The sequence below is a fragment of the Enterobacter sp. BIDMC 30 genome, assembly GCF_000534355.1.
In the GTDB taxonomy this organism is placed as follows: Bacteria; Pseudomonadota; Gammaproteobacteria; order Enterobacterales; family Enterobacteriaceae; genus Enterobacter; species Enterobacter ludwigii.
This window is the reverse complement of record NZ_KI973169.1, coordinates 4,290,053-4,316,022: the sequence shown is the minus strand read 5'-3', so window position 1 is coordinate 4,316,022 and position 25,970 is coordinate 4,290,053. Positions and strand designations below refer to the sequence as shown.

The following is a 25,970-nucleotide window of genomic DNA, read 5'->3' as shown; positions in this document are numbered from 1 at the left end:
AACTGGCCCCACATAGCCCCGGTACGCTCTCCACATCACAAAGGAGACGTAATGATGAAATCCCCCCTGTTCTGGAAAGTAAGCACCCTGCTGGGGTGCATTCTGCTGTTGTTAGTCCCGCTCTTTATGGTCAGTAACCTGATTTCGGAGCGTGAGAGCTACCGTAACGATGTTGAACACTCGCTTCGCCAAAGCACCAGCGGGCCGCAAAAGCTGGTAGGACCGCTGATTGCCATTCCTGTCACCGAGGTTTTTTACAAACTTGAGGATGAGAAAAAGGTCGAATACAAAAAAAGCTACCTGCACTTTATCCTGCCGGAATCTCTGCTCGTTGAGGGAAATCAGCACGTGGAGTCCAGAAGCATCGGTATTTATGACGGGCAAATCTGGAACACCGATCTCAAAATAAAAGCGCAGTTTTCGACGGAGAAAATGGCGCAGCTGAAGGGCGAAACCATGACGCTGGGGCAGCCATTCCTGGTGATTGGCGTGGGTGATGCCCGGGGCATTGGTACGGTGAAGGTCGCAAAAATCAACGGTGAGGCGCTCAGCGTAGAACCGGGAACCGGCGTGTATGGCACACTTGCCGGTATTCATATTCCGCTGAGTGATAAAGCCCTTGAGCCGAAAACGCTCGCCCTTGATATGTCGTTTAACCTGGCAGGGACGGGCAGTTTTGCGGTGGTGCCGGTCGGGCGTAACAGTGAAATGACGCTGAGCAGTAACTGGCCGCACCCGGGATTTATGGGATACTACTTGCCTGTTAAACATCAGATTAGCGAGTCTGGTTTCCAGGCAAACTGGCAGAGCAGCTGGTTTGCTAACAACATGCAAAGCTGGTTTGCCGAGGGCGAGTCACCGGAGTGGAGTTCTATCCCGGCCTTTAGCGTGACGGTTGCCACGCCAGCGGATCAGTACCAGCTGACAGACCGCGCGATCAAATACGCTATTTTACTGATTGCCCTGACGTTTATGGCCTTCTTCGTGTTCGAAACCCTCACCGGATTGCGTCTGCACCCAATGCAGTATCTGCTGGTGGGGTTGTCGCTGGTCCTGTTCTATCTCGTCTTACTTGCCCTGTCTGAGCATGTCGGGTTTACGCCGGCCTGGATTATTGCAAGCCTTGTCGGCGCGATGATGAATGGTGTGTACCTGCAGGCGGTACTGAAAAGCTGGAGGCGAAGCGGGGTGTTTATTCTGGCGCTGCTGGGGCTGGATGTCGTGATGTGGTTCCTGCTGCGTTCTGAGGACAGCGCGTTGCTGCTGGGAGCTGCCGTACTGGCGATGGCACTGTTTGCGGTCATGTACCTGACGCGTCACCTTGACTGGTATTCACTCTCTCAGCCGAAGCGTCCCGTGCCCCCCGTTGAACCTGATGCGGGTACGATGCGAGTCTGGAAATAAAAAACGGCGCGAAAGCGCCGTTTTTTTACTTCAGTTGCCGGATTACTCCTGCAGGTCGCCGCAGAAACGATAACCTTCACCGTGAATAGTGGCGATAATTTCCGGCGTATCAGGCGTAGATTCGAAATGTTTACGGATACGACGGATGGTCACGTCTACGGTACGGTCGTGCGGCTTCAGCTCACGGCCGGTCATTTTCTTCAGCAGTTCTGCACGGGACTGAATTTTGCCCGGATTTTCACAGAAGTGCAGCATCGCGCGGAATTCACTGCGCGGCAGTTTATACTGCTCACCGTTCGGGCTAATCAGTGAACGGCTATTGATATCAAGTTCCCAGCCGTTGAACTTGTAGCTGTCTACGCTACGACGCTCTTCGCTGACCGTGCCCAGGTTCATGGTGCGGGACAGCAGGTTGCGTGCACGAATGGTTAACTCGCGTGGATTAAACGGTTTAGTGATGTAGTCATCCGCACCGATTTCCAGGCCAAGGATTTTATCAACTTCGTTATCACGGCCTGTCAGGAACATTAACGCGACATTCGCCTGTTCACGCAGTTCGCGCGCCAGAAGAAGACCGTTTTTGCCCGGCAGGTTGATATCCATGATCACCAGGTTGATATCATTTTCAGAAAGGATCTGATGCATCTCTGCGCCATCGGTCGCTTCAAAGACATCGTAGCCTTCTGCTTCGAAAATGCTCTTTAACGTGTTGCGTGTTACCAACTCGTCTTCAACGATAAGAATGTGCGGGGTCTGCATGTTTGCTACCTAAATTGCCAACTAAATCGAAACAGGAAGTACAAAAGTCCCTGACCTGCCTGATGCATGTCGCAAATTAACATGACCGGCCTAACGTGACTAAAGTACGTAATTGCGTTCTTGATGCACTTTCCATCAACGTCAACAACATCATTAGCTTGGTCGTGGGTACTTTCCCTTTGGACCCGACAGTGTCAAAAACGGCTGTCATCCTAACCATTTTAACAGCAACATAACAGGCTAAGTGACACCAGACACCCAATAAAACTACGCTTCGTTGACATATATCAAGTTCAATTGTAGCACGTTAACAGTTTGATGAAATCATCGTAGCCGAATGCTAGCCTTTGTCACAATTTTTCAATAAACCAACTAGTTGCGTACCTTGATTTATAAACGATACGAATCCAATCAGAAAAGAGTATTCATGAGGTCATTACCATTATAAAACATAAGGATAATAGCCTTCTGTTAACATTCTAACTGATTGTTCAGCCACAAAATAGTTTAGCGTTTTTAATTTGTTCTGAAACGCTATTTCGGTGATTTGTGTTGCATTTTTGTAAATTCGCGCCGCGTAATATGTTGAAGTGCATCACATTTTTACCCGCTAACTGATTAAAAAGAGAGCATAAATGCATCTGTCGATTGTACTGGTCGCCCCAGCCAGAGCCGAAAATATAGGCGCTGCGGCGCGTGCCATGAAGACCATGGGTTTTACCGATCTTCGCATCGTGGACAGCCAGGCGCACCTCGAGCCCGCGGCCCGTTGGGTGGCGCACGGTTCAGGGGATATTCTCGATAATATAACCACTTACGACACGCTCGCCGCTGCGTTGCACGACATTTCTTTTACCGTGGCGACCACGGCACGCAGCCGGGCAAAGTTCCACTATTACGCCACGCCGGCGGAACTGGTGCCGATGTTAACGGAGAAAAGCCAGTGGCTGACGAAGGCCGCGCTGGTCTTTGGGCGGGAAGATTCCGGTCTGACGAACGAGGAGCTGGCGTTGGCGGACGTCCTGACCGGTGCGCCGATGGTGGCGGATTATCCGTCGCTGAATTTAGGCCAGGCGGTAATGGTGTATTGCTATCAATTAGCCTCCCTAATACAAATTCCTCAACCCCAGGCTGAAGGGGCAGATGAAAACCAGCTGGCCGCGCTGCGCGCTCGCGTTGACCATCTGTTATTACAACTCGGTGTCGCGGAAGATCAAAAAATGGCGGACTGGTTGCATCAGCGACTTGGGCGTCTTGAGCAGCGAGACACGGCAATGTTGCACCGTTTGCTGCATGATATTGAAAAAAAATTGGCCGAGTAAAATGCTGTCATAAGTTTTTACTATGGCGTATCCGTCTGTCTGGGTGGGGTGCGTCTGGGGGAATCGGATGAAAATAAATCTGCAAGCAGCGGGACGTGAGAGCGTCCCGAATTGTGATCAAATTAAAAATTCATTGACTTAAGGTGCCCAATCCTTTAACCCTAAAAGAATACAGCACAGACAGATAATAATGACAGAGTACACAACATCCATGAAACGCATCAGCATCACCACCATTACAACAACCATCATCATTACCACAGGAAATGATGCGGGCTGACGCGTACAGGAAAAACAGAAAAAAGCCCGCACCCAAACAGTGCGGGCTTTTTTTTCGGCTAAAGGAAACGAGGTAGAACCATGCGAGTGTTGAAGTTCGGCGGTACATCAGTGGCAAATGCAGAACGTTTTCTGCGTGTTGCCGATATCCTGGAGAGCAACGCCAGGCAGGGGCAGGTCGCGACCGTGCTCTCTGCCCCGGCAAAAATCACCAACCACCTGGTGGCGATGATTGAAAAGACCATCGGTGGCCAGGATGCACTCCCGAACTTGAGCGACGCCGAGCGTATCTTCGCTGAGCTGCTGCAGGGACTGGCGGAGGCGCAGCCGGGTTTCCCGCTCGCACAGCTGAAATCCTTTGTTGAGCAAGAGTTCGCCCAAATCAAACACGTGCTGCACGGTATCAGCCTTTTAGGTCAGTGCCCGGACAGCATCAACGCGGCGTTAATCTGCCGTGGTGAAAAATTGTCGATTGCCATCATGGCGGGCCTGCTGGAAGCGCGTGGCCACAATGTGTCGGTTATCGATCCCGTTGAAAAACTGCTGGCAGTGGGTCACTACCTCGAGTCTACCGTTGATATAGCCGAATCAACCCGTCGCATTGCCGCGAGCAAAATTCCGTCTGACCATATGATCCTGATGGCGGGCTTCACCGCCGGAAACGAGAAGGGTGAACTTGTCGTACTGGGCCGTAACGGCTCCGACTACTCTGCTGCCGTGCTGGCAGCCTGTTTACGCGCCGACTGTTGTGAGATCTGGACTGACGTCGACGGTGTATACACCTGCGATCCGCGCCAGGTGCCGGACGCCAGGCTGCTGAAGTCGATGTCATACCAGGAAGCGATGGAGCTTTCCTACTTCGGCGCTAAAGTTCTTCACCCTCGCACCATCTCTCCCATTGCCCAGTTCCAGATCCCTTGCCTGATTAAAAACACCGGTAACCCGCAAGCGCCAGGCACGCTGATTGGTGCCAGTACCGATGAAGACGGCCTGCCGGTGAAAGGCATTTCTAACCTGAACAATATGGCCATGTTCAGCGTTTCCGGCCCGGGAATGAAAGGCATGGTCGGTATGGCGGCCCGCGTTTTCGCGGCCATGTCCCGCAACGGTATCTCGGTTGTGCTGATCACTCAGTCCTCTTCTGAATACAGCATCAGCTTCTGCGTACCGCAGGGGGATTGCCTGCGCGCCCGTCGTGCGCTGGAAGAAGAGTTTTACCTTGAGCTGAAAGAAGAGCTGCTGGAGCCGCTTTCTATCCAGGAACGCCTGGCGGTTATCTCGGTGGTGGGCGACGGTATGCGTACGCTGCGCGGTATCTCGGCCAAATTCTTTGCCGCGCTGGCCAGGGCCAACATCAACATTGTGGCCATTGCCCAGGGGTCATCTGAGCGTTCAATCTCGGTGGTCGTTGACAACGACGATGCGACAACCGGCGTTCGCGTGGTTCATCAGATGCTGTTCAACACCGATCAGGTGATCGAGCTGTTCCTGATTGGCGTGGGCGGTGTGGGTGGCGCGCTGCTGGAGCAGGTGAAGCGTCAGCAGGAGTGGTTGAAGAAAAAGCACATTGATCTGCGCGTGTGCGGTATCGCGAACTCAAAAGCGCTGCTGACCAACGTTCATGGCCTGAACCTGGAAAACTGGCAGGCTGAGCTGAATGATGCCAAAGAGCCCTTTAATCTGGGCCGGTTAATCCGTCTGGTGAAAGAGTATCACCTGCTTAACCCGGTCATTGTCGATTGTACCTCGAACCAGGCGGTGGCCGATCAGTACGCCGATTTCCTGCGCGAAGGTTTCCACGTGGTGACGCCAAACAAAAAGGCCAACACCTCGTCGATGGATTACTATCACCAGCTGCGTCTGGCGGCGAGCAAGTCACGGCGTAAGTTCCTCTACGACACCAACGTGGGCGCGGGCCTGCCGGTGATCGAGAACCTGCAAAACCTGCTGAACGCGGGGGATGAACTGCAGCGTTTCTCCGGCATTCTTTCCGGCTCGCTGTCGTTTATCTTCGGCAAGCTGGATGAGGGCATGAGCCTGTCGGAAGCGACCCGTGCCGCGCGTGAACTGGGGTACACCGAGCCGGATCCGCGAGACGATCTCTCCGGTATGGATGTGGCGCGTAAGTTGCTCATACTGGTGCGTGAAACGGGCCGTGAGCTGGAGCTTTCCGATATCGTGATTGAGCCTGTTCTGCCTGCCGGGTTTGACGACAGCGGTGACGTGAACACCTTTATGGCCAATTTAGCGCAGCTAGACGACGCCTTTGCCGCACGCGTTGCGAAAGCCCGTGATGAAGGTAAGGTATTGCGCTATGTTGGCAATATTGAAGACGATGGTATGTGCCGCGTGAAGATTGCTGAAGTGGATGGCAACGACCCGCTGTTCAAAGTAAAAAACGGCGAAAACGCCCTCGCGTTTTACAGCCACTATTATCAGCCACTGCCGCTGGTGCTTCGCGGCTATGGCGCAGGGAATGATGTTACCGCGGCGGGTGTATTTGCCGATTTGCTGCGTACCCTGTCATGGAAGTTAGGAGTTTAACATGGTGAAAGTTTATGCCCCGGCTTCCAGCGCCAACATGAGCGTCGGATTTGATGTGCTGGGTGCGGCGGTGACGCCGGTGGATGGTTCGCTGCTGGGCGATACGGTAACGGTTGAAGCGGCAGAGAGCTTTAGCCTGAATAACGTGGGCCGCTTCGCCAGCAAACTGCCGACAGACCCGCGCGAGAATATCGTTTATCAGTGCTGGGAGCGGTTCTGTCAGGAGATCGGCAAAAATGTGCCGGTCGCCATGACGCTGGAAAAAAGTATGCCGATTGGCTCTGGTCTGGGTTCCAGCGCCTGCTCCGTGGTCGCCGGACTGGTGGCTATGAATGAGCACTGCGGCAAGCCACTGAATAATAACCGTCTGCTCGGGTTAATGGGCGAGCTGGAAGGGCGCATCTCCGGCAGCATTCATTATGACAACGTCGCCCCCTGCTTCCTCGGCGGTATGCAGCTGATGATTGAAGAAAATGGCATCATCAGCCAGCAGGTGCCAGGGTTTGATGAGTGGCTGTGGGTGCTGGCCTATCCCGGCATTAAGGTATCCACCGCTGAAGCGCGTGCGATCCTGCCTGCGCAGTATCGTCGTCAGGACTGTATCGCTCACGGACGTCATCTGGCCGGCTTTATTCACGCCTGCTACACCCGTCAGCCGCAGCTGGCAGCAAAATTAATGAAAGACGTTATCGCCGAGCCGTACCGCACTAAGCTGCTGCCTGGCTTTAACGAGGCGCGACAGGCGTCAATGGATACCGGCGCACTGGCGTGCGGTATCTCCGGCTCCGGCCCGACGCTGTTCGCCCTGTGCGATAAGCCAGACACGGCGCAGCGCGTGGCGGACTGGCTCTCTAAACACTACCTGCAAAATCAGGAAGGCTTTGTTCATATTTGCCGTCTGGACACGGCTGGCGCACGAGTACTGGGATAACGAATGAAACTCTACAACCTTAAAGATCATAACGAGCAGGTCAGCTTCGCGCAGGCGGTGACTCAGGGACTGGGCAAAAATCAGGGGCTGTTCTTCCCCCATGACCTGCCGGAATTTCAGCTGACCGACATTGATGAACTGCTGAAGCAGGATTTTGTCACCCGCAGCACTAAAATTCTCTCTGCCTTTATCGGCGATGAAATCCCGCAGGAGCTGCTGGAAGAGCGCGTGCGTGCAGCGTTCGCTTTCCCGGCACCGGTTAAGCAGGTTGAGCCGGATGTCGGCTGCCTTGAGCTGTTCCACGGTCCAACCCTGGCGTTTAAAGACTTCGGTGGCCGCTTTATGGCGCAGATGCTGACTCACATCAGCGGCGACAAACCGGTAACGATTCTGACAGCGACCTCCGGCGATACCGGTGCGGCCGTTGCCCATGCGTTCTACGGTCTGAAGAACGTTCGCGTGGTGATCCTCTACCCGAAAGGCAAAATCAGTCCGCTGCAGGAAAAACTGTTCTGTACGCTCGGGGGCAACATTGAAACCGTGGCGATTGACGGCGATTTCGATGCCTGTCAGGCGCTGGTCAAGCAGGCCTTCGATGATGAAGAGCTGAAAGTGGCGCTGGGTCTGAACTCGGCGAACTCCATTAACATCAGCCGTCTGCTGGCGCAGATCTGCTACTACTTCGAAGCGGTTGCACAGCTGCCACAGGAGGCGCGCAATCAGCTGGTCGTCTCCGTACCAAGCGGCAACTTTGGTGACCTGACGGCGGGCCTGCTGGCGAAATCGCTCGGCCTGCCGGTAAAACGCTTTATCGCCGCCACCAACGCCAACGACACCGTGCCGCGCTTCCTGAAAGACGGTAAATGGGCGCCGAACGCCACGCAGGCGACGCTTTCGAATGCGATGGACGTAAGCCAGCCGAACAACTGGCCGCGTGTGGAAGAGCTGTTCCGCCGTAAGGTCTGGCGTCTGGGCGATCTGGGTTACGCCGCGGTGACGGATGAGACCACCAAAGCCACCCTGCGTGAGCTGAAAGCGGTGGGGTACACCTCTGAACCGCATGCGGCGATCGCTTACCGTGCGCTGCGCGATCAGCTGAATCCGGGGGAGTATGGCCTGTTCCTGGGAACGGCTCATCCGGCGAAGTTCAAAGAGAGCGTGGAAGTGATTCTGGGTGAAACGCTGCCGCTGCCAAAAGAGCTGGCCGAGCGTGCGGATCTGCCGCTGCTTTCGCATGAACTGCCCGCGGATTTCGCCGCGCTGCGTAAGTTGATGATGACGCGCGGATAACGGTTCTGTCACCCTATGCAGGCCGGGTAAGGTAAAACTTACCCGGCTTTTTTTATGGAGAAATTAAGGAGGAAAATAGCAGTAAAAAAGCAGAAATTCCCAATAAATGCGGTCACTTAGCGATTAGGATTGCAGAGAATAACATCCCCCGTCCTCCTCACGTATTCTCCTTACATCGGCCCACATCGGGTAAATGAATAAGGAGTCACCTATGTCTAAACTGAAATCTGCTCTGCTGGTGCTTTCAATGATGCTGGTCGCTCCGATGGCGGTTCAGGCCTCTGAAATCACCCTCGTCCCTGCGGTAAAACTGCAGATTGGCGATCAGGATAATCGTGGTCACTACTGGGATGGTGGTCGCTGGCGCGACCATGACTGGTGGAAGGCTCACTATGACTGGCGCGATAATCACTGGCGCCCACATGACGAGCATCACGATCGTCATCATGATGACCACCATCACGATCGTCACGACGACCCGCGTCCTGGCCCGGACTGGAAACACCATTAATACAAAACCCCGCCATCTGGCGGGGTTTGTTTTACTACTCGTGACGCTTAAACACCAGTTCGCCTTTCCCTGACGCTTCTTCATCGAAGAAGTAGCCTTCGCTGTTGAAGCCGGTCAGTTGCTCCGGCTTCGTCAGGCGGTTCTGAATGATGTAGCGGCTCATCAACCCACGCGCTTTTTTGGCGTAGAAGCTGATGACCTTGAACTTGCCGTTTTTCTCATCGAGGAAAACGGGCTTGATAATTTCCGCATCCAGCTTTTTCGGCTTCACCGATTTGTAGTATTCATCGGAGGCCAGATTGATCACCACATTATCGCCCTGAGCACGCAGCGCAGCGTTCAGTTTGTCGGTGATGATATCGCCCCAGAAATGGTACAGATCTTTGCCTTTAGGGTTTTCCAGGCGGATACCCATCTCCAGACGATACGGCTGCATCAGGTCCAACGGGCGCAGCACGCCGTACAGACCTGACAACATGCGCAGATGCTGCTGGGCGAAGTCGAAATCGGCTTCGCTAAAATCTTCCGCCTGCAGGCCGGTATACACATCACCTTTAAACGCCAGAAGCGCCTGGCGGGCGTTGTTCGGCGTGAAGTCCGGGTGCCACTCGTGGAAACGGGTCGCGTTAAGATCCGCCAGTTTGTCGCTGATGCTCATCAGCGAGGCAATTTGTGGCGCAGAGAGCTTACGCGCGACGTGAATCAGCTGTTGCGAATAGTCCAGCAGTTCAGGCTGGGTATAGCGCTCGGTGGCGAGCGGGCTCTGGTAATCGAGCGTTTTAGCAGGTGAAATCAGAATCAGCATATCCAGTCCTTGCAGGAAATTTAGAGCGACTTTAGCAAAAAATCGCCCTCAATTGATCGATAGCTGTTATTGCCGTGGCAAATCATCCCAGGTGCCGGGCGCAATTTGCGCCTGGATGTCGGGATAACGCGAGGCATCAAAGACCGGCGGTACGCCCAGTTTGCGCTGACGAAGATAGTCCCGTGCGATAAGCGTAACCACGGGTGAGAGCAGCAGGATCGCCGTCAGGTTAGTGATGGCCATGAGCGCCATAAAGACATCCGCCAGTTGCCAGACCAGCGGCATGCTGAGCAGCGAACCTGCTAACACCATCAGTATCACCCCGAGGCGCAGCAGCGTGATCATACGGCGGGAGTCCACTTTCAGGAAAATAAGGTTATTTTCGGCGTAGAGGTAATTCACAACAATCGAGCTGAAGGCGAATAACAGCAGGATGAGCGAGACAAACCCGGCTCCCCAGCCGCCCGTCAGATTCACCAGTGCCTGCTGAAGCAGTTGTATGCCGGCTGTTTCCGATGAGTGAGGTACCGGACCGGCCAGCAGCAGGATCATGGCGCTGGCGGAACAGATAATAATGGTGTCCGTAAAAACGCCAATCATCTGAACAATGCCTTGTGCCGCCGGGTGGGGCGGCCAGGACGCGGCGGCGGCTGCGGCATTGGGCGTTGATCCCATACCGGCTTCATTGGAGAACATTCCGCGCTGAAAGCCCGACATCAGCGCCTGGCTGAAGGTATAGCCCAGTGCGCCTGATGCCGCCTCGCGCCAGCCAAATGCGCTTTTGAAGATGGTTGCAATCACTTCCGGCACCTGCTCGATATGCCGTGCGGCGACGAACAGGCTGGCGGCAACCCACAGCAGCGCCATGACCGGCACCAGCCACTGCATCAGGCGGGCGACACCTTTTAGGCCGGTCGAAATCGTCAGCAGGATACAGAGGGCTAAAACAAGCCCGGTGATCCACTCCGGACATGCAAAGGCATAGCGCAAAGCATGGGCGACAGAATTCGCCTGAACGGTATTGAAAATCAGACCGTACGCGAGCAGTAAAAACAGCGAAAACAGCACGCCCATCCAGCGCATTCCCAAGCCACGCGCCATGTACCAGGCCGGGCCGCCGCGAAACTGTCCGTTTTTATCTTTTTCTTTGTAGAGTTGGGCGAGGGCGCTTTCGGCAAAGGAGGTGGCCATCCCGATAAGCGCCGTGACCCACATCCAGAAAACGGCGCCCGGGCCACCGGCGCTGATGGCCAGTGCTACCCCTGCCATATTACCGCTGCCGAGGCGTGCGGCAATGCTGGTGCAGAGGGCCTGGAAAGAGGTTAATCCGCCCGGCTGGGGCGTGACGCTGTTTTTCAGACTTCTGCCAAATTTGCGAATATAACGAAACTGGATAAACCCGCTGCGTAGCGTAAACCAAATACCTGCACCCAGCAGCAGGTATATCATTATCGAACCCCAAAGGACTTCATTAATAAAGAAAAGGAAATCAGGCATTAACGTCCCTCTTGTTGATGCCAAAATGAATATGTAAGCGCTACCACTGATTGGACATGCTGTTACTTAGCAGCCTGTTAATATTCTGAGTTTATCATACTCTGTCTAAGCGCACTGTCTGCGGTTGCGCTACCCCTCCGTCGTGTTATCATCAGGGCAGACCGGTTACATCCCCCTAACAAGTAAACCTGTCATTTTTCCGCTGCAGGCATGCTGTCGGTAGCGTGAATTATCCAGGGCACGTTAAAAGAGAAACACTATCATGACGGATAAATTGACCTCCCTTCGTCAGTTCACCACTGTCGTAGCTGACACCGGAGATATCGCGGCAATGAAGCTGTACCAGCCGCAGGATGCCACCACCAACCCTTCTCTGATCCTTAACGCCGCACAGATCCCTGAGTATCGCAAACTGATTGACGACGCAGTGACCTGGGCGAAAGCACAGAGCAACGACCGCGCGCAGCAGGTTGTTGATGCCACTGATAAACTGGCCGTGAACATTGGTCTGGAAATTCTGAAACTGGTTCCTGGCCGCATCTCTACCGAAGTTGACGCACGTCTCTCCTACGACACCGAAGCGTCTATCGCCAAAGCAAAACGTCTGATCAAAATGTACAACGATGCCGGCATCAGCAATGACCGCATCCTGATCAAACTGGCGTCAACCTGGCAGGGTATTCGTGCAGCTGAACAGCTGGAAAAAGACGGTATCAACTGTAACCTGACGCTGCTGTTCTCCTTCGCACAGGCGCGTGCATGTGCGGAAGCCGGCGTATACCTGATTTCTCCATTCGTTGGCCGTATTCTGGACTGGTACAAAGCCAACACGGATAAGAAAGAGTACGCGGCATCTGAAGATCCAGGCGTCGTTTCCGTGACCGAAATCTACGAATACTACAAACAGCACGGTTATGAGACTGTGGTGATGGGCGCAAGCTTCCGTAACGTAGGTGAAATCATCGAACTGGCTGGCTGTGACCGCCTGACCATCGCCCCGGCACTGCTGAAAGAGCTGGCTGAAAGCGAAGGTGCTATCGAGCGTAAACTGTCCTACACCGGTGAAGTGAAAGCGCGTCCGGAGCGCATCACTGAATCTGAGTTCCTGTGGCAGCATAACCAGGATCCAATGGCTGTAGATAAACTGGCGGACGGTATCCGTAAGTTTGCTATCGACCAGGAAAAACTGGAAAAAATGATCGGCGACCTGCTGTAATCATTCTGCGTGACCGGGTTCCCGGTCACGCTACTTCTTTCGTACTCTGTCTGAATTTCCCCTCTGCGTGTATCATTCCCTTTAATCAGTACTTTTTTGAATGGAATGGATATGAATACCTTACGCATCGGCTTAGTGTCGATTTCTGACCGCGCCTCCAGCGGTGTTTATCAGGATAAAGGCATCCCCGCGCTGGAAGAATGGCTGGGCAGTGCGTTGACAACCCCCTTTGAGATCCAGACCCGCCTGATCCCTGACGAACAGCCCATTATCGAACAGACACTCTGTGAGCTGGTGGATGAGATGAGCTGCCACCTGGTATTGACCACGGGAGGCACCGGGCCTGCGCGCCGGGACGTCACTCCGGATGCCACGCTGGCGGTTGCCGATCGTGAGATGCCTGGCTTCGGTGAGCAGATGCGCCAGATCAGTCTACACTTTGTCCCGACGGCGATCCTCTCCCGTCAGGTCGGGGTAATCCGCAAGCAGGCATTGATTCTGAATTTGCCGGGCCAGCCGAAGTCCATCAAAGAGACGCTTGAAGGACTGAAAGCGGAAGATGGCAGCGTGATCGTGCACGGGATTTTTGCAAGTGTACCGTATTGTATACAGTTGCTTGACGGTCCGTATGTGGAGACCGATGAGAAAGTGGTAGCAGCTTTTCGTCCGAAAAACGCTCGTCGCGAGACAATCTCCTGAAATTAATCAATATGTGACATTAGCTGAAGCGACGGTAGCGTGGTAAGGGTTTTACGGTATAGTAATTTTTTCTTTACGTTTGCTGTAAAAATAAATCCACAACACAAGCCAAATGGTTCGCTATGTCACATAACACCCGACCTCTGAATCGACAGGACTATAAAACCCTCACGCTCGCGGCCTTAGGCGGTGCGCTGGAGTTTTACGACTTTATCATCTTCGTCTTCTTCGCCGCCGTGGTGGGGGAGCTTTTCTTCCCGGCAGATATCCCGGAGTGGTTGCGCCAGGTGCAAACCTTCGGCATTTTTGCCGCCGGGTATCTGGCACGACCGCTGGGTGGCATTGTGATGGCCCACTTTGGTGACCTGGTCGGGCGTAAGAAGATGTTCACGCTCAGCATTTTACTGATGGCCGTGCCGACGCTGGCCATTGGTCTGCTGCCCACTTACGCCTCAATGGGCATTGTTGCTCCGCTGCTGCTGTTGCTGATGCGCATTCTTCAGGGGGCGGCAATTGGCGGCGAAGTGCCGGGGGCCTGGGTGTTTGTGGCGGAGCATGTGCCGGCGCGCCGCATCGGCATCGCCTGTGGAACCTTAACGGCGGGGCTGACTGTCGGTATCCTCCTCGGTTCAGTGGTGGCCACTATCGTGAATACCAGCATGACGCAACAGGCGGTTCACGACTGGGGATGGCGCGTACCGTTCCTGCTCGGCGGGGCGTTTGGCCTGGTGGCGATGTATCTTCGCCGCTGGCTGCAGGAGACACCCATTTTCCTTGAGATGCAGCAGCGCAAGGCGCTGGCGCAGGAGTTGCCGGTAAAAGCCGTGGTGGTGCGCCACCGAAGCGCGGTTGTGGTGTCGATGCTGCTCACCTGGCTGCTGTCGGCGGGCATCGTGGTCGTTATCTTAATGTCTCCGGTATGGCTGCAAAAGCAGTACGGTTTTGCGCCGGCGGTAACGTTGCAGGCAAACAGTATCGCCACCATTATGCTCTGCTTTGGCTGTCTGGCCGCGGGGCTGGCCGTTGATCGTATCGGTGCCGGCCTGACTTTCATCATCGGCAGCCTGCTGCTGGCTGCGTCGAGCTGGGCGTTTTACCACCTGGCAGGCAGCCATCCTGAACAGCTGTTCCTGCTCTACGGTACGGTCGGGCTGTGCGTGGGGGTTGTCGGTGCAGTGCCGTATGTGATGGTGCGAGCTTTTCCACCAGAGGTCCGCTTCACCGGGATCTCTTTCTCCTATAACGTCTCTTACGCCATCTTTGGCGGGCTGACGCCGATTGCGGTCACGGTGTTGATGGGAGTATCCCCGATGGCACCCGCCTGGTATGTGCTCGCGTTGTCGGTGATGGGGCTAGTGTTAGGCATTTGGCTTCGGCAGAAACAGGGATGTCGTGCCCGCGAGGCGGACACGACAGATGGATCAGTGTTTTTCACCAATCGGTAGGATGGTGCGGTCAAACTGCTCGTTCAGCACTTCACCCATTGCCAGGTAGATAGCGCTTGCGCCGCACACCAGACCAATCCAGCCGGCAATATGCACGATGCTTTCGTTATCCACGAGGTGGCCGATCGCCAGCAGGGCGAACAGCACGGTCAGGCTCAGGAAAACAAACTGCAGTGCGCGGTTGCCTTTCAGGGTGCCGAAGAACATAAACAGCGTGAAGACGCCCCACAGACCAAGGTAAACGCCCAGGAAATGTGCGTTTGCCGCATCTGCCAGGCCCATTTTAGGCATCAGCAGGATCGCGACCAGGGTCAGCCAGAAAGAACCATAAGAGGTAAATGCGGTTAAGCCGAAGGTGTTGCCTTTCTTATATTCCAGCAGGCCCGCGAAGATTTGCGCGATACCGCCGTAAAAAATGCCCATCGCCAGGATAATGCCATCCATCGGGAACATCCCGATGTTGTGCAGGTTCAGCAGGATAGTGGTCATGCCAAAACCCATCAGGCCCAGCGGAGCCGGATTAGCCAACTTAGTGTTGCCCATAAGTCCTCAAAAAAATCATCATTAATATGGTGAAATGGTTAAACCCGCGTCAGTTCTCCCTGACGGGGCGCGGCATCATAATGGGCGCAATCAATGCCGTCTATGATCTCATCAGGGTGAAATTAAAAATTTTTTTTACCGTTCCCCCTTGATGGACGCTGGCGCGACCCCATCTTGTAGTCAACCGCAGTGTGTGGACCTGAAAAAAATCAATTGTGGGCAGTTGAAAAAGCACGTTCTGCCCTTATTACAGGTACACAACCACATGTTGACTGAATTTTAAGTGGAGACGTTTAGATGGGTAAAATTATTGGTATCGACCTGGGTACTACCAACTCTTGTGTAGCGATTATGGATGGCACTACCGCACGCGTGCTGGAGAACGCCGAGGGCGATCGCACCACGCCTTCTATCATTGCTTATACCCAGGATGGTGAAACTCTGGTTGGTCAGCCGGCTAAACGTCAGGCAGTGACAAACCCGCAAAATACCCTGTTTGCGATTAAACGCCTGATTGGCCGCCGCTTCCAGGACGAAGAAGTTCAGCGTGACGTTTCTATCATGCCTTACAAAATCATCGCAGCAGATAACGGCGATGCATGGCTTGATGTGAAAGGCACCAAAACGGCACCACCGCAGATCTCTGCTGAAGTGCTGAAAAAAATGAAGAAAACCGCAGAAGATTACCTGGGTGAACCGGTAACTGAAGCTGTTATCACCGTTCCTGCTTACTTCAACGATGCTCAGCGTCAGGCAACGAAAGATGCTGGCCGTATCGCAGGTCTGGAAGTAAAACGTATCATCAACGAACCAACCGCAGCGGCACTGGCTTACGGTCTGGATAAAGAAGTTGGCAACCGTACTATCGCGGTTTACGACCTGGGTGGTGGTACTTTCGATATCTCTATTATCGAAATCGACGAAGTTGATGGCGAAAAAACCTTCGAAGTTCTGGCAACCAACGGTGATACCCACCTGGGTGGTGAAGACTTCGATACCCGTCTGATCAACTACCTCGTTGACGAGTTCAAGAAAGATCAGGGCATTGACCTGCGTAACGACCCGCTGGCAATGCAGCGCCTGAAAGAAGCCGCTGAGAAAGCGAAGATCGAACTGTCTTCCGCTCAGCAGACCGACGTGAACCTGCCGTATATCACTGCAGACGCGACCGGTCCTAAACACATGAACATTAAAGTGACCCGTGCGAAACTGGAAAGCCTGGTAGAAGACCTGGTGAACCGTTCCATCGAGCCACTGAAAGTTGCTCTGCAGGATGCTGGCCTGTCCGTGTCTGATATCAACGACGTTATCCTCGTCGGTGGCCAGACCCGTATGCCAATGGTTCAGAAGAAAGTGGCTGAATTCTTTGGTAAAGAGCCACGTAAAGACGTTAACCCGGACGAAGCAGTGGCTATCGGTGCTGCCGTTCAGGGTGGTGTGTTGACGGGTGATGTGAAAGACGTTCTGCTGCTGGACGTTACCCCGCTGTCTCTGGGTATCGAAACCATGGGCGGTGTAATGACGGCGCTTATCACCAAAAACACCACTATCCCTACTAAGCACAGCCAGGTGTTCTCTACTGCTGAAGACAACCAGTCTGCAGTAACCATCCATGTGCTGCAGGGTGAGCGTAAGCGTGCGGCGGATAACAAGTCACTGGGTCAGTTCAACCTGGATGGCATCAACCCGGCGCCACGCGGTATGCCGCAGATCGAAGTAACCTTCGATATCGATGCTGACGGTATCCTGCACGTTTCCGCGAAAGACAAAAACAGCGGTAAAGAGCAGAAGATCACCATTAAGGCCTCTTCCGGTCTGAACGAAGAAGAGATCCAGAAAATGGTTCGTGAAGCAGAAGCGAACGCGGAATCTGACCGTAAGTTCGAAGAGCTGGTTCAGACCCGTAACCAGGGCGACCATCTGCTGCACAGCACCCGTAAGCAGGTTGAAGAAGCCGGCGATAAACTGCCAGCTGAAGACAAAACGGCTATCGAAGCTGCACTGAGCGCGCTGGAAACGTCTCTGAAAGGCGAAGATAAAGCGGATATCGAAGCGAAGATGCAGGAGCTGGCACAGGCTTCTCAGAAGCTGATGGAAATCGCTCAGCAGCAGCACGCCCAACAGCAGGCTGGCGCTGACGCTTCTCAGAACAACGCGAAAGACGACGACGTTGTCGACGCTGAGTTCGAAGAAGTGAAAGACAAAAAATAATCGCCCTGATGCAGGGTAATTAATCGGCACGGGCGTAGGAGAACTCTCCACGCCCGTGCTCGCATGTTAAGGGGCTTAAAAAAACCAATGGCAAAGCAAGACTATTACGAGATTTTAGGCGTTCCGAAAACTGCGGAAGAGCGTGAAATCAAAAAGGCGTATAAGCGCCTGGCCATGAAATTCCACCCGGATCGCAACCAGGGTGACAAAGAGGCTGAAGCCAAATTTAAAGAGATCAAAGAAGCCTACGAAGTCCTGACCGATGCACAGAAACGTGCGGCCTATGACCAGTACGGCCACGCAGCCTTCGAACAAGGCGGCATGGGCGGCGGTGGATTCGGTGGCGGCGGCTTTGGCGGCGGCGCTGACTTCAGCGATATCTTTGGCGATGTTTTCGGCGACATTTTTGGCGGCGGTCGTGGCCGTCAGCGCGCGGCGCGCGGCGCCGACCTGCGCTACAACATGGATCTGACGCTGGAAGAGGCCGTACGTGGCGTCACCAAAGAGATCCGTATTCCGACGCTGGAAGAGTGTGACGTTTGCCACGGCAGCGGCGCGAAAGCAGGCACCCAGCCGCAAACCTGTCCAACCTGTCACGGTTCCGGTCAGGTGCAGATGCGTCAGGGCTTCTTCGCCGTGCAGCAGGCGTGTCCGCACTGTCATGGTCGCGGTACGCTGATTAAAGACCCCTGCACAAAATGCCACGGTCATGGTCGCGTTGAGAAAACCAAGACGCTGTCCGTTAAAATCCCGGCAGGCGTGGACACGGGCGACCGTATCCGTCTGGCAGGTGAAGGTGAGGCCGGCGAGCACGGTGCACCGGCAGGCGATCTGTACGTTCAGGTTCAGGTCAAGCAGCACGCCATCTTTGAGCGTGAAGGCAACAACCTGTACTGTGAAGTGCCCATCAACTTCGCCATGGCGGCACTCGGTGGCGAAATTGAAGTGCCAACGCTTGATGGTCGCGTCAATCTGAAGGTTCCAGGCGAAACCCAGACCGGCAAGCTGTTCCGCATGCGTGGTAAAGGTGTTAAATCCGTTCGCGGTGGTGCGCAGGGCGACCTGCTGTGCCGCGTGGTGGTTGAAACCCCGGTTGGCCTGAACGACAAGCAGAAACAGCTGCTGAAAGAGCTGCAGGAAAGTTTTGGCGGCCCGACGGGTGAGAAAAACAGCCCGCGCTCCAAAAGCTTCTTCGATGGCGTCAAAAAATTCTTCGACGATTTGACCCGCTGATCCGTTAGCTGGTGTTCATCTCAAAAAGCCCGGAAGCGATTTCGGGCTTTTTCTTTTTGTAGCTGTCCTCATGGCTATCATTCGGTAAAACTGAATATATACTCAACATTAATCTGCTTTTGCCGAGCTGTTTGGCCTGGTATTATGGTTTTACCGAAGTATTGCTGTAAGAGAGAGCCTACGTGAAATTAATACACCGTTTTTTTAGCAGTGAAGCATCAGGCGGCATCATCCTGATTATTGCCGCTGCGGCCGCGATGGCGCTGGCCAATATGGGTTTCACACGCGACTTTTACCACGCGTTTCTGGAAACTCCCGTCGAGCTGAAAGTCGGGGCGCTGGAAATTAACAAGAACATGCTGCTGTGGATCAACGATGCACTGATGGCCGTGTTTTTCTTGCTGGTAGGGCTGGAGGTTAAGCGTGAGCTGGTCCTGGGCTCGCTTGCCAGCCGTCAGCGTGCCGCGTTCCCGGTGATTGCCGCATTCGGGGGGATGGTCATTCCGGCGTTGCTCTTCCTGGCGTTCACCTGGCAGGATCCGGTATCGCGTCATGGCTGGGCTATTCCGGCAGCAACGGATATCGCGTTTGCCCTGGGTGTGCTGGCCTTACTGGGAAGCCGCGTGCCGGTGGCACTGAAAATCTTCCTGATGGCGCTGGCGATCATTGATGACCTGGGCGCGATTGTCATTATTGCGCTGTTCTACACCAGCGACCTGTCGATCCTGTCGTTGAGCGTTGCCGCAGGAGCGATTGCGGTACTGGCGCTGTTGAACATTTGCAACGTGCGCCGCATCGGGATCTACGTGCTGGTGGGGATGGTGCTGTGGACCGCGGTACTGAAATCAGGCGTGCACGCTACGCTCGCCGGGGTCATCGTCGGCTTCTTCGTTCCGCTTAAGCCGCAGGAGGGGAAATCGCCTGCTAAACAGCTGGAGCATGTACTGCACCCGTGGGTCGCCTTTATGATCCTGCCGCTGTTTGCTTTCGCTAATGCAGGCGTTTCGCTGGAAGGGGTAACCCTTGAGGGACTGACCTCAATGTTGCCGCTGGGCATTATTGCCGGACTGTTTATTGGTAAGCCGCTGGGCATTAGCCTGTTCTGCTGGCTGGCGCTGAAGCTGAAGCTGGCGTCACTGCCGCACGGTACCACGTTTAAGCAGATCATGGCGGTGGGCGTGCTGTGCGGCATTGGGTTTACCATGTCGATCTTTATCTCAACGCTGGCTTTTGGTGCCCATGCGCCTGAGCTTATCGTCTGGGCGAAGCTGGGCATCCTTATCGGATCGTTACTGGCCGCAGTCACTGGCTATACCTTATTGAAGGTCAAACTGTCCGGACCGGTCGTTCAGGCATAACAGGAAACCGGGAGAAGAACACCTTCTCCCGCTACACGATCAGGGAGCGAAGACACGATGTCTCATTTGAATTACAACCACCTTTACTACTTCTGGCACGTCTATAAGCAGGGCTCGGTCGTGGGGGCGGCAGAGGCGCTCTACCTGACGCCGCAGACCATCACCGGGCAAATCAAGGCGCTGGAAGAGCGGCTACAGGGCAAGCTCTTTAAGCGCAAGGGCCGTGGGATTGAGCCAAGTGAGCTGGGCGAACTGGTTTTCCGCTATGCGGATAAAATGTTCACCTTAAGCCAGGAGATGCTGGATATCGTTAACTACCGCAAAGAGTCAAACCTGCTCTTTGACGTCGGCGTGGCGGATGCGTTGTCAAAACGGCTGGTCAGCGGCGTGCTGGATGCGGCGGTGGTCGAAGATGAGCAAATCCATCTGCGCTGTTTTGAGTCCACGCACGAGATGCTGCTGGAGCAGCTGAGCCAGCATAAGCTGGATATGATTATCTCGGACTGCCCGATCGACTCTACGCAGCAGGAAGGGCTGTTCTCTGTGAAGATTGGCGAATGCGGGGTCAGCTTCTGGTGCATTAACCCGCCGCCGGAAAAACCGTTTCCTGCCTGTCTGGAGGAGCGTCGTTTGCTGGTGCCAGGCCGGCGCTCCATGCTTGGGCGCAAACTGCTGAACTGGTTTAACTCTCAGGGACTGAAGGTGGAGATCCTCGGCGAGTTTGATGATGCTGCGCTAATGAAAGCCTTTGGTGAGGCGCATAACGCCATCTTCGTTGCACCGACACTGTACGTGCACGATCTCTATTCAGATAACAAGATTACGGAGATTGGCCGGGTCGATAACGTGATGGAGGAGTATCACGCGATATTTGCAGAAAGGATGATTCAACATCCGGCGGTACAGCGCATCTGTAACCGCGACTACTCGGCGCTGTTTACGCCACCGGCAATCTGAAGATATAAAAAAACCCGCGTTAAGCGGGTTCTTTTAAAACAAGCAACAACAAGTGGCGATTAAGCCAGTTTGTTGATCTGCGCGGTCAGGTTTGCTTTATGACGCGCTGCTTTGTTTTTGTGGATCAGACCTTTAGCAGCCTGACGATCCACGATTGGTTGCATTTCATTAAATGCGTTCTGCGCAGCAGCTTTGTCGCCAGCTTCGATAGCTGCGTATACTTTCTTGATGAAAGTACGCATCATAGAGCGACGGCTTGCATTGTGCTTACGAGCCTTTTCAGACTGGATAGCACGTTTCTTAGCTGATTTGATATTAGCCAAGGTCCAACTCCCAAATATGATCTATGTGGACAATTCAAAGGCCGAGGAATATGCCCTCTATACCTTCTTTTGTCAATGGATTTGTGCAAATAAGCGCCGTTGATTGGCGACGCTACGTTACGTAGTGATGGCGCAGGATTCTACCAGCTTGTCGCTCGTGAATACAGCTTTTCGGCACAAAAAACGCAGTTCACGGGCAGATTTTTTTGCTGTGAAAGGTCAGCCTGATGAAATCATTACGGCTTTCTGTTTTGCGCGAACAATCGCCGGTTAACCTTAACCGCTGTACAAGGTATACTTTGGCGATTTTCACTGTTTTGAGCCAGACATGAAGCTGATACGCGGCATACATAATCTCAGCAGAGCACCGCACGGGTGCGTGCTGACCATTGGTAATTTCGACGGCGTGCATCGTGGTCATCAGGCGCTGCTGCAGGGATTGCGTAAAGAAGGGGAGGCGCGTGGCCTGCCCGTTGTAGTGATGATTTTTGAGCCGCAGCCGCTGGAGCTGTTTGCCGGCGATAAATCACCGGCTCGCCTCACTCGCCTGCGCGAGAAGTTGCGCTACCTTGCAGAGTCCGGGGTGGACTACGTATTGTGCGTGCGTTTCGATCGCCGCTTTGCCGCGCTCACAGCACAAAATTTCGTCAGTGACCTGCTGGTCAGGCGCCTTGGCGTGCAGTTTCTGGCCGTGGGTGATGATTTCCGCTTTGGCGCTGGTCGTCAGGGCGATTTCTTGCTATTACAGAAGGCTGGCCTCGAGTACGGCTTTGATGTCACCAGCGCAATGACCTTTTGCGAAGGCGGCGTCCGGGTTAGCAGCACTGCGGTGCGTCAAGCGCTGGCCAACGATGAACTGGATACGGCGGAAACGCTGCTGGGACATCCGTTTAGCATTTCAGGCCGTGTGGTTCATGGCGATGCGCTGGGCCGCACCATAGGTTTCCCGACGGCGAATATACCGCTACGTCGTCAGGTCTCCCCGGTTAAAGGGGTATATGCGGTGGAAGTGGCTGGTCTGGGCGATAAACCGTATTTCGGTGTCGCCAATATTGGCACACGTCCTACAGTCGCCGGTGTCCGTCAACAATTAGAAGTGCACCTGCTGGACGTTGTAATGGACCTTTATGGTCGCCATATAGATGTGATACTGCGTAAAAAAATACGCAATGAGCAGCGATTTGCTTCGCTGGATGAACTAAAGGCGCAAATCGCGCGAGATGAATTAACGGCCCGCGAGTTTTTTGGGCGAGTAAACCCGGCTTAAATGCCTACGTGAAAAATACGGAACCGAGAATCTGATGAGTGACTATAAATCAACCCTGAATTTGCCGGAAACAGGGTTCCCGATGCGCGGCGATCTCGCCAAGCGCGAACCGGGAATGCTGGCGCGTTGGACCGATGATGACCTGTACGGCATCATCCGTGCAGCCAAAAAAGGCAAAAAAACCTTCATTCTGCATGATGGCCCTCCATATGCGAATGGCAGCATTCATATTGGTCACTCTGTAAACAAGATTCTGAAAGACATTATCGTGAAGTCCAAAGGCCTCGCGGGATATGACTCGCCTTACGTTCCGGGCTGGGACTGCCATGGTCTGCCAATTGAACTGAAAGTTGAGCAAGAGTTTGGTAAGCCGGGTGAGAAGTTCACCGCAGCAGAATTCCGCGCAAAATGTCGCGAATACGCGGCTACGCAGGTTGACGGTCAGCGTCAGGACTTTATCCGCCTGGGCGTGCTGGGTGACTGGTCACGTCCGTACCTGACCATGGACTTCAAAACCGAAGCCAACATCATCCGTGCGCTGGGTAAAATCATCGGTAACGGCCATCTGCACAAAGGCGCGAAGCCGGTGCACTGGTGCGTGGACTGCCGTTCTGCGCTGGCAGAAGCGGAAGTGGAGTATTACGACAAAACCTCTCCGTCTATCGACGTGGCCTTCCACGCGGTCGATCAGGAGGCGGTGAAAGCCAAATTTGGCGTGACCTCTGTCAATGGCACCATCTCGCTGGTTATCTGGACCACCACCCCGTGGACACTGCCAGCAAACCGCGCGATCTCCCTGTCCGGTGAGTTCGAGTACGCGCTGGTGCAGGTTGACGGTCAGGCGCTGATCCTGGCGAAAGATCTGGTCGAAAGCGTGCTGAAACGCGCGAACATCGCCGACTACACCGTGCTGGGCACCGTGAAAGGTGACGCGCTGGAGCTGATGCGCTTCAAACACCCGTTCCTGGACTTCGATGTGCCGGCGATTCTGGGCGATCACGTGACGCTGGATGCGGGTACCGGTGCGGTACATACCGCCGGTGGCCACGGTCCTGACGACTACAGCATCAGCCTGAAATACGGTCTTGAAATCGCGAACCCGGTGGGTCCTGATGGTTCTTACCTGCCAGGCACCTACCCGGCGCTGGACGGTATCAACGTCTTCAAAGCGAACGACATCATCGTTGATATGCTGCGCACCAGCGGCGCGCTGCTGCACGTTGAGAAAATGCAGCACAGCTATCCGTGCTGCTGGCGTCACAAATCTCCGATCATCTTCCGTGCGACCCCACAGTGGTTCATCAGCATGGATCAGAAAGGCCTGCGCGAGCAGTCCCTGAAAGAGATCAAAGGCGTGCAGTGGATCCCGGACTGGGGTCAGGCGCGTATCGAATCCATGGTCGCTAACCGTCCTGACTGGTGTATCTCCCGTCAGCGTACCTGGGGCGTGCCAATGTCTCTGTTCGTGCACAAAGAGACACAGGAACTGCACCCGAACACCCTGGCGCTGATGGAAGAAGTCGCGAAGCGTGTTGAAGTTGACGGCATTCAGGCATGGTGGGATCTCGATTCCCGCGACATCCTGGGCGCTGATGCAGACAACTACGAGAAAGTGCCTGATACCCTGGACGTGTGGTTTGACTCCGGTTCAACGCACGCGTCTGTTGTTGACGTGCGTCCGGAATTTTCCGGCCACGCGGCAGATATGTACCTGGAAGGTTCTGACCAACACCGTGGCTGGTTCATGTCATCGCTGATGATTTCCACCGCCATGAAAGGTAAAGCACCGTATCGCCAGGTGCTGACCCACGGTTTCACCGTGGATGGTCAGGGCCGTAAGATGTCTAAATCGATCGGTAACACCGTCTCTCCGCAGGACGTGATGAACAAACTGGGCGCGGACATTCTGCGTCTGTGGGTTGCTTCTACCGACTATACCGGCGAAATGGCGGTGTCGGACGAGATCCTGAAACGTGCTGCCGACAGCTATCGTCGTATCCGTAACACCGCGCGCTTCCTGCTGGCGAACCTGAACGGGTTCGATCCGGTAAAAGATATGGTGAAACCGGAAGAGATGGTGGTGCTGGATCGCTGGGCGGTAGGCTGCGCGAAAGCGGCACAGGAAGATATCCTGAAGGCTTACGAATCTTACGATTTCCACGAAGTGGTGCAGCGCCTGATGCGCTTCTGCTCCATCGAGATGGGCTCGTTCTACCTCGACATCATCAAAGACCGCCAGTACACCGCGAAAGCGGACAGCGTGGCGCGTCGTAGCTGCCAGACTGCGCTGTTCCACATCGCAGAAGCGCTGGTTCGCTGGATGGCACCGATCATGTCCTTCACCGCAGATGAAATCTGGGGTTACCTGCCAGGCGACCGTGAGAAGTATGTCTTCACCGGCGAGTGGTATGAAGGTCTGTTCGATCTCTCCAGCACCGAAGCGATGAACGATGCCTTCTGGGACGATCTGCTGAAAGTGCGTGGCGAAGTGAACAAGGTTATCGAGCAGGCGCGTGCTGACAAGAAAGTCGGCGGCTCGCTGGAAGCGGCAGTTACCCTGTACGCCGAGCCAGAGCTGGCGGCGAAACTGACGGCGCTGGGCGATGAATTACGATTTGTCCTGTTGACCTCCGGTGCGAAAGTTGCGGATTATGCCCAGGCGTCTGCTGATGCACAGCAGAGCGAACTGCTCAAAGGACTGAAAGTCGCACTGAGCAAAGCCGAAGGTGATAAATGCCCGCGTTGCTGGCATTACACCACTGATGTCGGCCAGGTGGCGGAACACGCAGATATCTGCGGACGCTGTGTCAGCAACGTCGCCGGTGACGGCGAGAAACGTAAGTTTGCCTGATGAGTAAAACTCTCTGTTCAACAGGACTGCGCTGGCTGTGGCTGGTGGTGGTAGTGCTGATTATCGATCTGGGCAGCAAGTTCCTGATCCTCCAGAATTTTGCTCTGGGGGAGACGGTGTCGCTGTTCCCGTCGCTTAACCTGCATTACGCACGTAACTACGGTGCGGCGTTTAGTTTCCTTGCTGACAGCGGTGGCTGGCAGCGCTGGTTCTTTGCAGGTATCGCTATCGGTATCTGTGTGGTGCTATCGCTGCTGATGTACCGTTCGAAGGCAACACAAAAGCTAAATAACATCGCCTATGCGCTGATTATCGGTGGCGCGCTGGGCAACCTGTTTGATCGCCTGTGGCACGGCTTTGTGGTCGATATGATCGACTTCTATGTCGGCGACTGGCACTTCGCGACCTTTAACCTCGCCGACAGCGCAATTTGCATCGGCGCGGCGTTAATCGTGCTGGAAGGCTTCTTGCCGAACGCGGCCGCGAAGAAACAGGCTTAAATGTAAATGCCGGGTGGCGCATGCG

General features: G+C 54.5%; 23 protein-coding genes, 1 pseudogene and 1 other annotated feature. Of the genes and pseudogenes, 19 read left to right on the top strand and 5 right to left on the bottom strand.

All coding sequences use genetic code 11. The features are described 5' to 3' along the window. Positions 1-51 precede the first annotated feature (51 nt). Positions 52-1,404, top strand: a complete 1,353-nt coding sequence (creD, locus tag L466_RS02185; protein ID WP_032681690.1) for a cell envelope integrity protein CreD — start codon at positions 52-54, stop codon at positions 1,402-1,404. A 42-nt stretch (positions 1,405-1,446) separates the two neighbouring features. On the opposite strand, the gene arcA is transcribed toward creD, so the two are convergent. Next, a complete protein-coding gene (gene arcA / locus L466_RS02190; RefSeq protein WP_003856501.1) occupies positions 1,447-2,163 on the bottom strand; it encodes a two-component system response regulator ArcA in 717 nt (238 codons plus the stop codon). A gap of 95 nt (positions 2,164-2,258) precedes the next feature. Between arcA and yjjY the strand changes: the two genes are divergently transcribed. The 7 genes from yjjY (at position 2,259) to L466_RS02215 (ending at position 9,040) form a co-directional block, all read left to right on the top strand. Beyond that, positions 2,259-2,399: a YjjY family protein gene (yjjY, locus tag L466_RS23770; protein ID WP_001541509.1), complete on the top strand. Its 141-nt coding sequence runs from the start codon at positions 2,259-2,261 to the stop codon at positions 2,397-2,399. 399 nt (positions 2,400-2,798) lie between these two features. Further along, on the top strand, positions 2,799-3,485 hold the full coding sequence (locus L466_RS02195) for a tRNA/rRNA methyltransferase (RefSeq protein WP_032679596.1): 687 nt from the start codon (positions 2,799-2,801) through the stop codon (positions 3,483-3,485). Positions 3,486-3,696: 211 nt separating this feature from the next. Next, positions 3,697-3,765 carry a thr operon leader peptide gene (gene thrL / locus L466_RS23365; RefSeq protein ID WP_015572623.1) on the top strand — a complete coding sequence of 23 codons (69 nt, stop codon included), beginning with the start codon at positions 3,697-3,699 and terminating at the stop codon, positions 3,763-3,765. Further along, positions 3,704-3,821, top strand: a sequence feature (Thr leader region). (Overlaps the previous gene by 62 nt.) Before the next feature lie 24 nt (positions 3,822-3,845). Further along, positions 3,846-6,308 carry a bifunctional aspartate kinase/homoserine dehydrogenase I gene (gene thrA, locus L466_RS02200; protein WP_014168557.1) on the top strand — a complete coding sequence of 821 codons (2,463 nt, stop codon included), beginning with the start codon at positions 3,846-3,848 and terminating at the stop codon, positions 6,306-6,308. Position 6,309: 1 nt separating this feature from the next. Continuing rightward, complete coding sequence (thrB, locus tag L466_RS02205) at positions 6,310-7,239, top strand: homoserine kinase (RefSeq protein ID WP_014168558.1); 930 nt, start codon at positions 6,310-6,312, stop codon at positions 7,237-7,239. 3 nt (positions 7,240-7,242) lie between these two features. Next, positions 7,243-8,529, top strand: a complete 1,287-nt coding sequence (gene thrC / locus L466_RS02210) for a threonine synthase (RefSeq protein WP_020882536.1) — start codon at positions 7,243-7,245, stop codon at positions 8,527-8,529. Between the two features lie 211 nt (positions 8,530-8,740). Continuing rightward, on the top strand, positions 8,741-9,040 hold the full coding sequence (locus tag L466_RS02215; RefSeq protein WP_032681689.1) for a DUF2502 domain-containing protein: 300 nt from the start codon (positions 8,741-8,743) through the stop codon (positions 9,038-9,040). Positions 9,041-9,074: 34 nt separating this feature from the next. Here the strand turns inward: L466_RS02215 and yaaA are convergent, their stop codons facing one another. Then, entirely contained in the window at positions 9,075-9,845 is a 771-nt protein-coding gene (gene yaaA / locus L466_RS02220; RefSeq protein ID WP_032681688.1) for a peroxide stress protein YaaA, read from the bottom strand. Between the two features lie 66 nt (positions 9,846-9,911). Further along, positions 9,912-11,342, bottom strand: coding sequence for an alanine/glycine:cation symporter family protein (locus L466_RS02225; protein ID WP_032681687.1), 1,431 nt, complete (start codon positions 11,340-11,342; stop codon positions 9,912-9,914). Between the two features lie 262 nt (positions 11,343-11,604). Between L466_RS02225 and tal the strand changes: the two genes are divergently transcribed. The 3 genes from tal (at position 11,605) to L466_RS02240 (ending at position 14,702) form a co-directional block, all read left to right on the top strand. Continuing rightward, the gene (gene tal, locus L466_RS02230) at positions 11,605-12,558 is read left to right on the top strand and encodes a transaldolase (protein WP_014168563.1); all 954 of its coding nucleotides are present in this window, start codon (positions 11,605-11,607) and stop codon (positions 12,556-12,558) included. Between the two features lie 111 nt (positions 12,559-12,669). After that, the gene (mog, locus tag L466_RS02235) at positions 12,670-13,257 is read left to right on the top strand and encodes a molybdopterin adenylyltransferase (RefSeq protein WP_020882540.1); all 588 of its coding nucleotides are present in this window, start codon (positions 12,670-12,672) and stop codon (positions 13,255-13,257) included. A gap of 122 nt (positions 13,258-13,379) precedes the next feature. Then, the gene (locus L466_RS02240) at positions 13,380-14,702 is read left to right on the top strand and encodes an MFS transporter (protein WP_032681686.1); all 1,323 of its coding nucleotides are present in this window, start codon (positions 13,380-13,382) and stop codon (positions 14,700-14,702) included. On the opposite strand, the gene satP is transcribed toward L466_RS02240, so the two are convergent. Continuing rightward, entirely contained in the window at positions 14,679-15,245 is a 567-nt protein-coding gene (satP, locus tag L466_RS02245) for an acetate uptake transporter (RefSeq protein WP_020882542.1), read from the bottom strand. The genes L466_RS02240 and satP overlap by 24 nt on opposite strands. A gap of 297 nt (positions 15,246-15,542) precedes the next feature. Here satP and dnaK point away from each other — a divergent pair, with 297 nt between their 5' ends. From dnaK to nhaR, 4 genes are all read left to right on the top strand, one after another. Next, positions 15,543-17,456: a molecular chaperone DnaK gene (dnaK, locus tag L466_RS02250; protein WP_014168568.1), complete on the top strand. Its 1,914-nt coding sequence runs from the start codon at positions 15,543-15,545 to the stop codon at positions 17,454-17,456. Between the two features lie 87 nt (positions 17,457-17,543). Beyond that, positions 17,544-18,689 carry a molecular chaperone DnaJ gene (gene dnaJ, locus L466_RS02255; protein WP_020882543.1) on the top strand — a complete coding sequence of 382 codons (1,146 nt, stop codon included), beginning with the start codon at positions 17,544-17,546 and terminating at the stop codon, positions 18,687-18,689. A gap of 182 nt (positions 18,690-18,871) precedes the next feature. Continuing rightward, complete coding sequence (nhaA, locus tag L466_RS02260) at positions 18,872-20,047, top strand: Na+/H+ antiporter NhaA (protein WP_014168571.1); 1,176 nt, start codon at positions 18,872-18,874, stop codon at positions 20,045-20,047. 57 nt (positions 20,048-20,104) lie between these two features. Beyond that, positions 20,105-21,004, top strand: a complete 900-nt coding sequence (gene nhaR / locus L466_RS02265; protein ID WP_014168572.1) for a transcriptional activator NhaR — start codon at positions 20,105-20,107, stop codon at positions 21,002-21,004. 59 nt (positions 21,005-21,063) lie between these two features. Here the strand turns inward: nhaR and rpsT are convergent, their stop codons facing one another. Then, on the bottom strand, positions 21,064-21,327 hold the full coding sequence (rpsT, locus tag L466_RS02270; protein ID WP_008502037.1) for a 30S ribosomal protein S20: 264 nt from the start codon (positions 21,325-21,327) through the stop codon (positions 21,064-21,066). A gap of 102 nt (positions 21,328-21,429) precedes the next feature. On the opposite strand from rpsT, the pseudogene L466_RS24065 reads away from it, so the two are divergent. The 4 genes and pseudogenes from L466_RS24065 (at position 21,430) to lspA (ending at position 25,945) form a co-directional block, all read left to right on the top strand. Further along, positions 21,430-21,648: pseudogene (locus L466_RS24065) on the top strand (DUF2575 domain-containing protein). A 7-nt stretch (positions 21,649-21,655) separates the two neighbouring features. Then, a complete protein-coding gene (gene ribF / locus L466_RS02275) occupies positions 21,656-22,594 on the top strand; it encodes a bifunctional riboflavin kinase/FAD synthetase (protein WP_014168574.1) in 939 nt (312 codons plus the stop codon). 34 nt (positions 22,595-22,628) lie between these two features. Next, the gene (gene ileS / locus L466_RS02280) at positions 22,629-25,445 is read left to right on the top strand and encodes an isoleucine--tRNA ligase (RefSeq protein WP_032681685.1); all 2,817 of its coding nucleotides are present in this window, start codon (positions 22,629-22,631) and stop codon (positions 25,443-25,445) included. Then, the gene (lspA, locus tag L466_RS02285) at positions 25,445-25,945 is read left to right on the top strand and encodes a signal peptidase II (RefSeq protein ID WP_020882545.1); all 501 of its coding nucleotides are present in this window, start codon (positions 25,445-25,447) and stop codon (positions 25,943-25,945) included. Before ileS ends, lspA begins: the two co-directional genes overlap by 1 nt. The last annotated feature ends 25 nt before the right edge of the window (positions 25,946-25,970 follow it).